This is a genomic window from Streptococcus hongkongensis (genome assembly GCF_053206145.1).
The window spans coordinates 26014-38132 of record NZ_JBRUGD010000009.1; the positions used below are offsets into that span (position 1 = coordinate 26014).

At 35.1% G+C, this 12119-nt stretch carries 12 protein-coding genes; all 12 read right to left on the bottom strand.

Annotated features, from left to right (window positions below):
* Window position 1 precedes the first annotated feature (1 nt).
* On the bottom strand, window positions 2–1879 hold the full coding sequence (locus ACVRZD_RS06815) for an ABC-F family ATP-binding cassette domain-containing protein (protein WP_447450380.1): 1878 nt from the start codon (window positions 1877–1879) through the stop codon (window positions 2–4).
* Complete coding sequence (locus tag ACVRZD_RS06820; protein WP_037625736.1) at window positions 1872–3083, bottom strand: CCA tRNA nucleotidyltransferase; 1212 nt, start codon at window positions 3081–3083, stop codon at window positions 1872–1874. The genes ACVRZD_RS06815 and ACVRZD_RS06820 overlap by 8 nt, the downstream gene beginning before the upstream one ends.
* The gene (gene dapB / locus ACVRZD_RS06825; protein WP_037625738.1) at window positions 3080–3847 is read right to left on the bottom strand and encodes a 4-hydroxy-tetrahydrodipicolinate reductase; all 768 of its coding nucleotides are present in this window, start codon (window positions 3845–3847) and stop codon (window positions 3080–3082) included. The genes ACVRZD_RS06820 and dapB overlap by 4 nt, the downstream gene beginning before the upstream one ends.
* Before the next feature lie 15 nt (window positions 3848–3862).
* A complete protein-coding gene (locus ACVRZD_RS06830; protein ID WP_037625740.1) occupies window positions 3863–4711 on the bottom strand; it encodes a DegV family protein in 849 nt (282 codons plus the stop codon).
* On the bottom strand, window positions 4711–5091 hold the full coding sequence (locus ACVRZD_RS06835) for a DUF1149 family protein (protein WP_037625742.1): 381 nt from the start codon (window positions 5089–5091) through the stop codon (window positions 4711–4713). Before ACVRZD_RS06835 ends, ACVRZD_RS06830 begins: the two co-directional genes overlap by 1 nt.
* A gap of 73 nt (window positions 5092–5164) precedes the next feature.
* A complete protein-coding gene (locus tag ACVRZD_RS06840) occupies window positions 5165–5686 on the bottom strand; it encodes a hypothetical protein (RefSeq protein WP_037625746.1) in 522 nt (173 codons plus the stop codon).
* Between the two features lie 197 nt (window positions 5687–5883).
* On the bottom strand, window positions 5884–6630 hold the full coding sequence (locus ACVRZD_RS06845) for a glycoside hydrolase family 73 protein (RefSeq protein ID WP_037625747.1): 747 nt from the start codon (window positions 6628–6630) through the stop codon (window positions 5884–5886).
* Between the two features lie 141 nt (window positions 6631–6771).
* Entirely contained in the window at window positions 6772–7392 is a 621-nt protein-coding gene (locus ACVRZD_RS06850) for a glycoside hydrolase family 73 protein (protein WP_037625749.1), read from the bottom strand.
* A 77-nt stretch (window positions 7393–7469) separates the two neighbouring features.
* Window positions 7470–9419 carry a PTS fructose transporter subunit IIABC gene (locus tag ACVRZD_RS06855; protein ID WP_037625752.1) on the bottom strand — a complete coding sequence of 650 codons (1950 nt, stop codon included), beginning with the start codon at window positions 9417–9419 and terminating at the stop codon, window positions 7470–7472.
* Window positions 9416–10327 carry a 1-phosphofructokinase gene (gene pfkB, locus ACVRZD_RS06860; RefSeq protein WP_037625756.1) on the bottom strand — a complete coding sequence of 304 codons (912 nt, stop codon included), beginning with the start codon at window positions 10325–10327 and terminating at the stop codon, window positions 9416–9418. The genes ACVRZD_RS06855 and pfkB overlap by 4 nt, the downstream gene beginning before the upstream one ends.
* Window positions 10324–11043: a DeoR/GlpR family DNA-binding transcription regulator gene (locus ACVRZD_RS06865; RefSeq protein ID WP_268987892.1), complete on the bottom strand. Its 720-nt coding sequence runs from the start codon at window positions 11041–11043 to the stop codon at window positions 10324–10326. The genes pfkB and ACVRZD_RS06865 overlap by 4 nt, the downstream gene beginning before the upstream one ends.
* Before the next feature lie 152 nt (window positions 11044–11195).
* Window positions 11196–12119 carry a 2-dehydropantoate 2-reductase gene (locus ACVRZD_RS06870; RefSeq protein ID WP_037625760.1) on the bottom strand — a complete coding sequence of 308 codons (924 nt, stop codon included), beginning with the start codon at window positions 12117–12119 and terminating at the stop codon, window positions 11196–11198.

Below are 12119 nucleotides of genomic sequence, written 5' to 3' on the forward strand. Positions count from 1 at the left end.
GTTACTCCTCTAATTCACTCAGATACTCATAACGGTCATACATTTCCAAAAGTTCCTGATTCATTTTATCAATGCTTGCTTGCATGTCCATCAGTTTGCCATAATCTGTTGAAGGAACACTTTGCATGTCATTTTCTGTTACTTCAATTTTTTCTTCTTGAGCCTCAATTTTTTCTTCAATCTCAGCCCATTCTTTTTTCTCAAGATAAGACATACGTTTTTTCTGAGAAATATTGACTTCTTGGACAGGTTTCGGTGCTTCCTTTTTGAAGGTCTCGTCTTGCGCAGTTTTTTCAAACTCTTTGTCATCAAGATAATCACTATAGTTTCCATAGAAGACTCTGATTGCCCCATTTTCAAATGCCAGAATTTTATTAGCAACCTTATCTAAGAAATACCGATCATGGCTCACTGTAATAACAGGACCACTAAAAGTTTGCAAGAAATTCTCCAAAACAGTCAAGGTTGCAATGTCTAAATCATTAGTTGGCTCGTCCAATAATAAGACATTGGGTTTCTCTATCAATAGTTTAAGTAAATATAGCCGTTTCTTCTCACCACCTGAAAGCTTTGAGATGAGACTACCATGTGTTGACCTCGGGAATAAAAATTGTTCTAGTAATTCACTGATACTGGTTGAGCCAACACTCGTCTTTACTTCATCTGCAATCTCTTGCAAATAAGTAATCATCCGTTTGTTGCCATCCATATCTTTGATTTGTTGAGAAAAATAGCCAATTTTAATGGTTTCACCAATGGTTACATCCCCTGATTGGGCTTGTAAATCACCATTGATAAGGTGTAAAAGAGTTGATTTTCCTACGCCATTATCACCAACAATACCAATGCGATCACGGTTTTGAATGATCAATGAAAAATCATTAATCAATTTTTGTTGATCGTAGCCAAAAGAGACATGATTAAAACTAATGACTTTCTTCCCAATCCGACTGGTTTCAAAATTGATATCAAGTTGATCTTGATTACTATCAACATGAACTTCCGTTTTTAGGTCATGAAATCTATTTATGCGAGCTTGCTGCTTAGTTGCACGAGCTTGTGGTTGTCTTCTCATCCAAGACAATTCTTGCTTATAAAGTTGCTTTTTCTTATGTAAATTTGCAGCATCACGTTCATCTTGCTCTGCTTTTAGTCTTACATAATCTTGATAATTGCCCTGATACTCGGTCAAACTAGCATTTTCAAGTTCAAAAATACGTGTTGCTAAATTGTCGAGAAAATAACGATCATGGGTAATGAATAAAACTGTTTTTTTACTAGCTTTCAAATAATTTGTTAACCAAGCAATTGTATCAATGTCCAAGTGGTTGGTTGGCTCATCTAGAAGAAGTAAGTCAGCTGAACCAAGTAAGACTCGAGCCATCTGAACGCGTCTTCTTAAACCACCCGATAAGGTCCCAACCTTCGATTGCAATTGATCAATTCCTAATTTTGAAAGGACTGTTTTGACTTCACTTTCAATAGACCAAGCATCTAAGCGATCCATCTCTGTCATTATTTTTTCTAGAGAACTTTGTTGGTCTTCTGAATAATCAGCCATTATCTTTTCATATTGTCTAATTAATTCCATCTCTTTTAAATCAGATGAAAGAACAGTATCTATGACACTAGCTTGATCATCAAAATCAGGGTCTTGTGTTAAATAAGCTATCTTATAGCCATTAGCTTTCTTTATTGGAGAAACATCCCCATCAAAACCAATTTTTTCAGATAAGACATCTAGTAATGTTGTTTTGCCTGTACCATTGACCCCAATTATTCCGATGCGATCAAAATCATGAATTAAAAAAGAAATATCTTTAAAGACCGTCTTATCACCAACAGTTTTACTTAATTTTTCGACTAATAAATCACTCATGTCCACACTCCTCTGAAACAAATCGCATTATTGATTCTTTGTCATTTGCCAAATCCCCTTTAACAATTGCTGATTCTATTTGACTCAGCACCCTACCCAAATGTGGACCAGGCTTCATTTGTAGCTCTTTCATCAAGGTTCCGCCGTTGACGCAAATATCATGCTTATCATGAATAACCAATTCTTTATCAATAGTTTCAATTGACTGATAATCCGTTGTTAACCCGTTAGCTTCCCTTAAATTTTCACATAAGTTTGCTAAGTCTTTTCCAAATTCATAAATATTTTCTTTAGTGTATGAATGACTTAGCCTCATTTTATAAAGTTTTACAATTTTTAAAACAGTTTTTTGAAAGTCGTTGGAGGTTTTCCAGTGCTTTAAAAAGTCTTTAGGTTTTGTAATATCTAACATCAGGATTAAACAAGACCAAGCCTGAGGACTGTTAACAAAAGTATAATTATTTTTTATATCAGTTAAGAAACGCTGTAATTTCCACTCTTTTTGAGCCAAACCAGGTAAATAAAGATAGGCCTTTGAAGTGATCAAATACTGAAGACCTTTTTTCCAATTATCTGCTAACAATAATTTATCAAATTCAATAAATGACCGTTCCACAGAAATTTTTTCCAATAAATGAGCATGTGAACACATGGACATAAAAGTTTCTTGCTCGATGGTGAAATCTAATGTCGCTGAAAAACGGAAACCTCTCATAATTCTTAAGGCATCTTCTTCAAAGCGTTCTTCAGCTTTACCAACTGCTCTCAATTCTTTATTTACTAAATCTTGCAAGCCACTAAAGGTATCAATAACTTGACCTGTTTCATCCAAAGCCAAAGCATTAACTGTGAAATCTCTTCTCTTCAGATCTTCCTCAAGTGAGCGCACAAAAGAGACTTGACTAGGTCTTCGAAAGTCAACATAAACATCTTCTGTCCTAAAGGTAGTTATCTCATATTCTCCACCATTTTCAAGAACTAAAACTGTTCCATGTTCAATACCAATATCAACAGTTCTAGCAAAAATTTCTTTCGTTTCTTGAGGATAAGATGATGTAGCAATATCCACATCATGGATCGGACGATTTAACAGGATATCCCTAACACCACCACCCACAAAGTAAGCTTGAAAGCCGGCATCTTTTATCTTTTTTAATATTGGTAAAGCCTTCTGAAATTCAGAAGGCATTGTCATTAATTTCATAGTAAATTCTCTAACCCATATACTAGTTGATCTCTTTTGATGACTTCTTTTATAGCAAGATTAACACCTCGCATAAAAGAGTCACGATTAAAGGAATCATGTCGAATACTTAAGCCTTCGCCTGGTCCACCAAAGATAACTTCTTGATGTGCTACCAGACCTGGTAAGCGGACACTGTGAATCTTTATTCCATTGTAATCTGCACCCCGAGCACCAGCTATTAATTCCGTTTCTTCTTCATTGACATAACGATGACTACTTTGGACTTGACTAATCATTTCTGCAGTTTTAATAGCTGTTCCACTAGGAGCATCTTTCTTTTGATTATGATGTAACTCAATAATCTCTAAATCTGAAAAATACTTAGCTGCTTTAGTGGCAAATTCCATAAGTAAGATCGCACCAATAGCAAAGTTTGGAGCAATTAATCCCCCCAAATTTTTCACTATCGACAGCTTGTGGAGCTCATCTAATTGTTGCCTTGTAAAACCAGTAGTACCAATAACTGGGCAAAAGCCATTTGCAATAGCAAAGTATGTGTGTTCAAATGCAACAGTTGGATTTGTAAAATCTATCCAAACATCTGCATCACAATCCTCTAAATCCTCTTTGCAATTTACAACAGGAATACCATCAATTTCCTTATCACTGCAGTTAGGATCAAAAAGAGCAACAACTTCCAAATCAGAATCTTCTTTTACCATATGTAAAGTTGTTGATCCCATTTTCCCATTAAAACCAGCTATTATGACTTTTATGCTCATTTTGTGTCCTACTTCTTACATTTTTGGTGAAAATCCAATAGCTACCGCACCAGAACCAAGATGCGTGCCGATAACTGCACTAAAGTTTGCTTCCGTAAACTCACAATCTAAGCCACTATCAATAATCATTTCTTTCAAAAGAGTAGCTTTTTCTTTAGCATTTGCATTAATAATTGAAAAATCAAATTCACCCGTCTCATTGATGTCATTAATAATGTCAACTAACCGTTTTAAAGCTTTCTTTTCAGTTCTAACTTTTTCAAAAACAACAATTTTACCGTCATTATCAAATCGTAAAACTGGTTTAATATTTAGTAAATTTCCTAATAAGGCTGAGCCATTTGACAATCGCCCACCCTTAACTAGATGATTCAAATCATCGACTAGAATGAATGCTGACGAGTGGTCAATTTGGATCTGCAAATGAGAAATTATTGTTTGAAAATCAAAGTCTTCCTCATACCATTTAAAAATATTCAGTATCATGTTGCAAACTGGTACAGAAGCCAACTTACTATCAGGAAAAGCGATTGTTAGTTGTGGATGTTCCTCGACTAGGAATTGACAATTTGCCCAAAAGCCAGAGATACCAGCTGCTAAGAATAAGCCAATAACATGACTATAACCGTCATTCTCAAGTTGTGTCAATAACTCATCTAATTCAGACAAAGCAGGCTGACTAGTTTTAGGGAGTTCAGCACTAGATGCCATTTTTGTATAAAAGTCATCTAAAGTAATATTTTTTCCTTCGTAAAATGTTTCCCCATCAATCATAATAGGAATATCTAATACAAAAAGATTATCTTTGTTTGTCAGGCTATCAGGTAAATAACTGGTATTGTCCGTTATCACTGCTAATTTCATTAATTTTTAAACTCCAAATTGATTCCAGGTCTATCTAAAGCAATTTCAGTCACTTCAAATGTTAATCGTTGTACCATATCTAATAATGGTGCAGCAAGTGTCTCTACTTCTTCTTGAGAGAATTCACTTGGTTTTTCAATCAAGCGGTCGATAATTTTTACCATCTGAGAAATGACACCACTGATTACAAATTCGTCTTTTACAATAACAAATTGTAATACAGAAACAATAACTGTTTCCTTAGTTTCTTCATTTTTATCGATTAGTTGAAAAGTTACCTCAAAATTTGTTTCAGGTGTTCCGTTTTCTTCTTCCCACTCTAAATTTCTTGCATCGTAATGATATTGATTAACAAATTCTTTTTCTCTAATTAATTGCATTTTATTTTATTCTCCTTGAGCGCGATAATATCCATTATAGCATAAGTTACCCATTAGTTAAAGTGAGGCTAGTTTAGTATTTCTTTTGTGGATGTTTCCCAATAATTTCTGGATACTTATCTAAAATAGCTTGCCCTTTTGGTAAAATACGGTAAGACCTTAAATCAAAACATTTTCCTAAACTGCTTTCATCGTAGACACTTGCAATCTGCTCTTCTAACTCCTGCCTCTTCATCTTTGAAAGCCCAACTACACCTTTTTCTTTTAGGAACTCTTTTAATTGCAAAGCTGACAGATGAGGAAGTGACATAAAGGCTGTATCTATAGCTACATAATTGTTAGCAATGAGCCAAGATAGCTCTTTTTCTGCATCAATTCCATATGTGGTGTAAAAATACTTATGGTGAGGGTTTTCAGTCGTGTAAGTTCCAAAGTGAATTCTCCAAATCATAATAATATGTCCTGGCAAAAGCCCTTCTTTCGTTCGAATCATATTTCGCTTAGGAATCGGTTTTTGACATAGTTCTTTTTCATATTTCGGAAGTACAAAAGGCATTTCCTGATGATTACGATAGACTTCTTTTATTGTTTTCATAAAGCTATTATATCAAAAAAATAGCGTAACGAAAAAATCTAGTTTTTTATAATTCTGTCGAAAGATGACAGTACCTATTATTACAACAGTTACCAGTCCCTTTCATTTATCTCTAAATTAAAAAAAGAAGGCAAGTCATTACCTTCTCTCGTAATTTATTCAGTTATTATAACTTTATCACGTTAAAAAATCATTTATTAATGACCTTTTTTAAATTCTGACCATGCTTGATCTTCAGCTAATATCTCTGCACTTGTGTACTGTCTACGAAAAGCATTCCAAACTGATTGAATAGTTGCTTGATTTCCACCAATACCTGTTGAAGAAGCATTTGTCGCACTTGAATCTGCTGCAACTGGAGCGGCAACATCGTAAGCCGTTAGGCCATAAGTTTGAATGATACTATTTAATTTAGCATTGTAAGACGTATCTGTGGCATATACACCAGTCAGGGCAGCAGTTGCATCTTGATAGGATAATGTATTAGATCGTCTTACACCTGCATAAATTGGCGAGTTAAGTAATCTAGCATAATCAGCTAATGAATCTGCAATACTTGGATAAGAGCGAAATGGTTGATGAGTTTCATATGCATTGCCGTTGCCATCATCTTCCCATGTCAACATTGTAACTGACGCACCATTATATGCTCCTTTAATTCCAAAAAAGTTATTATTTGGCGCAACACTTAGACCAGATTGACCACTATTTGATTCCAAAATAGCTTGTGCAATCATAACTGAGGCATATAAATCATTTGCTTGTGCAATTTGACTAGCCGTTCCAGCAATTTCATTGATAAAAAGTTGTGTCCGGCTTAGAGACACTGTTTCTGCTGAGACCTTCACTTCTTTGTGCTTATAATTAGTCATAAAAACTGTCGAGATGATTAGAGCAACTAGTCCAAATACTAATAATAGCTTTTTACTCTTCTTGGATGTCATATGAATATAATTCCTTTAATTTCATTTTTGTTTTGGAATAATATTATAACACAACTTTTTAGTATTTGACTACAATATTTAAGTTTTTTATTATTTTGATATGTTTTTGTAGCTTTTTGTCACTATTTTGTAAAATAGAGCCTAAAAAGGGTAATCGAAATAATAGAGATGGTAGCTAGCTATAACTTGGTTTAATTTACTATCATATGACGTATCTGTAGCGTAACGACCTGTTAATACAGCTGTCGCATCTTGATAACTTTTTGCTTGTCCTTTATGAATGGCCTCATACAAGGGATCACTTAATACAGCTGCGTAATCTGAAAAGCCATTTGTCATACTTCCATAAGATCTAAAATTAGCATCTATTTGATATAAATTACCAGTCCCGTCATCTTCAGTTGTTGGTAAGACAACTGATTTCCCTCTATAACTTCCCTTTATTCCAAAAAAATTATAGTAAGGGGATTGACTCAGTTGGGACTGACCGTTTGTTGATTCTAAAATGGATTGAGCAAGCATCACTGATGTATAGAGTTTATTTTTATGGGCAACCTGGCGCGCAGCATGAGAAGCCTTAGCAATAAACTTTACTGTATCTGTTTGTTGATAAGCTGATAGTTGATTGTTTGCTTTTTTTAAGCTTAATAAAGAATAAGTGCTAACTAAGACCATCAAACCATGGACACAGAGATTAAACAGCTTTATGTTACTCTTTTTAGTGCTTCTCCTTTTTTTGGTGTAGGACTTTCTCTTTGCCATACTTTCCTTCCTACAGTGATTTTCTATTCTATAGTATAACAAAAAAACTAGAATCATAACTGATTCTAGCTATACTTTTATGCCTTTTTACGAAGTATTCCAAAGAGTAATCCAGATACTACTGCGCCAATTGCAATGAAAACTAAGTATAAAATTGGGTTACTTGTCAATGCAATAACGAAGATTCCACCATGTGGTGCCATCAATTTGATTCCTGAAAGTCCAACTAGGGCTCCAGTAAGAGCAGATCCAGCAATGAAGCTTGGAATAGCACGTGCAGGGTCAGCTGCTCCAAATGGAATTGCTCCTTCAGTGATAAATGAAAGTCCCATGATAATATTTGTTAAACCTGACTCACGTTCTTCTTTAGTAAATTTGTCTTTAAAGATCAATGTTGCTACAAATACTGCTAAAGGAGGAACCATACCACCTGCCATAACAGCAGCCATAACTACTGATCCACCGTTTGCTACAGTCGCAGCAAGTGTACCTGTACCAAAAACATAGGCTGCTTTATTTACTGGACCTCCCATATCAACAGCCATCATCCCACCAACTAATAGTCCCATTAATACTGCTGAACTACCTGATAGGCCTTGTAAGAAGTTATTAAGTGCTGTATTGATTGCTGCCATTGGAATGTTAACGAATAGCATTAAGAATCCAGTTACTAATACGCCAAGAAGGGGGTACAAAAGAATTGATTTAACACCTTCTAATGAACGAGGAAGACCTGCTAGCAATTTACGGAGAACAAGGATAATGCCACCTGCTAAGAAACCACCAACCAATGCCCCTAGGAAACCTGAAGGGACTCCAGAAAGCATAAGTGATGCTTTGCCCCCAACTGCAAAAGGAACTTTTCCAAATGCTAATCCATTAGAGGCAATAGCCCCTGCAACAAAACCAGCAACTAAACCTGGTTTTTCAGCAATTGAGTAAGCAATATAACCGGCTAAAACTGGTAACATGAATGAAAAGGCTGCGCCACCAATATTTTTAAAGATTGCAGCAACTTCATGGTAAGACCCTAAGTTACTTAATTGATCTTTAGGTACACCTAATATATTATCAAATAAGAAGGCAAGGGCAATCATGATACCACCACCAATAACGAATGGCAACATTTGTGATACACCACCCATTAGATGTTTGTAGAAAGCACCACCAAGACCAGATTTCTCAGATGTTTCAACTGTATTACTACTATTTTTAGCATGATAAGTTGAAGCTTTACCTTCCAAAATAGTTGAAATTAACTCTTCACTCTTCTTAATCCCGTCAGCTACTGGACGTGAAAGCAATTGTTTTCCATCAAAACGATCCATTTCAACTGCTTTATCTGCTGCCACAATGACACCTTTTGCCTTTGCGATGTCTTCGGTTGTTAAGCGATTGCCAACACCTGAGGCACCGTTGGTTTCAACTTTAATCCCAACACCCATTTGCGCAGCTTGTTTTTTCAAGGCTTCTTCTGCCATATAAGTATGAGCAATACCTGTAGTACATGCTGTTACAGCAACGATATAATCTTTGTCATTATTTGCAACTTGAACTACTTCTGCTACCGTTTCCGATTCAGAGGTATCAAATAATGCAATAACCTCATCTTCAGTTTCAGCTTTTCTTAATGAATCGGCAAAGCCATCTTTAAGTAAGTATTGTGACAGTTGAGCAAGTGTAGCTAAGTGGGTATCATTTGCTCCCTCTGGCGCTGCAATCATAAAGAATAAATCTGTTGGTTGTCCATCAAGAGCTTCATAATCAACTCCCTTGTTTGATTTTGCAAACAAGACACGTGCATGGCGTACTACCTCGTTTTTACAATGAGGCATTGCTATACCATCACCTAGTCCTGTAGATGTTTGCGCTTCACGAGCCATAATACCATCCTTGAAAATATCCATATCAGATACAATGCCCTTAGCAACAAAACGAGAAACCATTTCTTCAATGGCTGCTTCTTTTGTTGTTGCTTGTAAGTCTAAGATCATAAGATCTTTTTTTAGTAAATCTTGAATTTTCATCGTATTTCTACCTCAACTTTTTTATATGTTTCTTGAATAAACGCAACAGTAGCTAAATCATCTGAGAAGGCTGTAGATGTCCCACAAGCAACTCCCCATTTTAATGCTTCGATTGGATTATGAGATTTTACAAATTCACCTGTAAAACCAGCAACCATCGAGTCACCTGCTCCAACAGAATTTTTAACTTGTCCTTTAATTGGTTTGGCAAAGTAAGCTGCTTCTTTAGTAACTAATAAGGCGCCATCTCCTGCCATAGAAATGATAACATTTTGAGCACCCATATCTAGAATTTTTCTAGCATAATGCTCAACATCATCAATTCCTGATAAGGTAACATTAAATATTTCTTCTAATTCATGATTATTTGGTTTAACCAGTAACGGATTATAAGCTAGTGAATCCAAAAGTGTTTGTCCTTCAAAATCACAAACAACCTCAGCTCCTGTATTTCTAACCAAAGGAATCAATTCTTTATAGACTTCATTTCCAAGACTACTTGGCGCTGATCCAGCAAAGACAACAGTATCTTCATCAGTCAACTTAGTTAAGATTGCTTTAAGTGCAGTTAAATTCTCATCTGTTATTTTTGGTCCTTGACCATTAATTTCTGTTTCTTTTTCTGATTTTATTTTAACGTTTATACGTGTATCCTCAGTAACATTAACGAAATTTGAAATAATTCCCTCACTAACTAAAGACTCTTGAATAAAACGACCTGTAAAACCACCTAGAAAACCTGTCGCCGTATTTTCTGTCCCCAACCGTTTTAAAACACGGCTTACATTAATCCCTTTTCCTCCAGCAAATTTATCATCACTATCCATTCGGTTCACATAACCAATCTCTAAATGGTTAATCCTGACAATATAATCAATTGAAGGATTAAGTGTAACAGTATATATCATACTTCACTTACCTTGGCCTTTTCTTTTATTTTACTCATAAGCTTATTTGAAGAAACTTCTGTGATGATTTCAATATCATCAATTGGAGCAACATTGATAAATGAAACATGTCCAATTTTAGAGGCATCAACTAATATATATGATGTTTTTGCATTTGCAATAATAGCTCTCTTGATAACCGCTTCTTCTACATCTGGTGTCGTTATAAAATTCTCATCAACTCCGTTCATACCAAGGAAAGCTTTATCAAAATTCATTGTCTGGATTTGTTGTAGAGCAACTTGGCCTATACTAGCATCAGTTGTCTGTTTAACAAAACCACCAATAATTATCGTCTTAACTTCCATATCCACAAGTTTAGCAGCATGGTGAATGGAATTAGTTACCACAGTAACATTATTTTGTGTAATCAATGGAATTAGTAAGTCAGTAGTTGTACCTGCATCTACAAAAACAACATCATTGTCCTTAATAAAAGTTGATGCCTTTTGAGCAATTTTCAATTTAACTTGACTGTTTTTGACAGATTTTTCCTGATTAGACAATTCTTCTTTTAAAGAGTGAACTAGTTCAGCCCCGCCATGTACACGGTGAAGTTTCCCTTCAACTTCAAGTTCATCCAAATCCCTACGTACTGTAGACTCCGAAGTATTTAAAAGAAGTATCAAGTCATCTAATGCAACATAGTTATCTTGGCTAATACGGTCCATGATAATTTGTTTTCGTTTAGATTTTAAGATAATAACACCACCTTTCTGTAATCGGTTACAGATAAATTATACTATATTTTCTTTCAATGTCAAGCACTTTCTTTCAAAAACAGTCATATTTAGCTCCAAAAAAAACTAGACAATGTCTAGTCCTTTAATTATTTAATGTTTAATACATTTTCTTTAGTATGAACTAATTGAGTGATTAAACGGCAGTAAGGTGTATCAATTCCAAGTTTTTGCCCTTTAGAATTAACTGCTCCATTTAAGAAATCAATTTCAGTCTTACGATGGTTTTGTACTAAATCTTGATGCATTGATGGGTAATGATGTGCAGCTTTTACAGAAGTATCCATTACATATTTAGTAATTTCTGCTTCATCTAAAGTAACACCTTCTGCTTCACCAACCATTACAAATTCATGGATGATTTCTTCAACCATTTTAACGCCATCTTCACTTGCAAATAATTCACCGATTGTACAATCAAGTAAGGCACAAGTTGAATTCATTGTTCCGTTAACACAAGCTTTTCTCCAAATGTTTGGTAATACATTTTCATCATAAGTCGCAAATAATTTTGCTTCTGTAAGCATTTCAGCTACTTGATGACCTGCAACTTGATTAGCTGGATCCATACTTTGCAAGTTCAAAGCACCCACACCTTGTAAGTGTGCATGTCCTGGACCTTCAAGACCAGCTGTCCAAACTGTAACTCCCATAAGGATATTGTGCTCAGGAATATATTGACGAATTACTTCTTCATGTCCTAAGCCATTTAGCAAGCAAAGTACTTTTGTTTCTTTACCAATGATACCTTTAATGTCTTGCAACATTTGTGGTAATTGCATCGCTTTTGTAAATAAAATAATTAAATCTGCTTCTTTTGTTGCTTCCGTCGGTTTCATAATTGGAAGAAAAACGGTTTCTTCCACGTCACCTGAGATCTTTAAGCCATCTTTTTTAATAGCATTGATATGATCTTCCCAGTTATCTAATAAAATAACATCGTTATTTGTTTTAGAGATTTGGTAACCAAAACGGCAACCCATAGCACCTGATCCAGCAATATATACTAACAT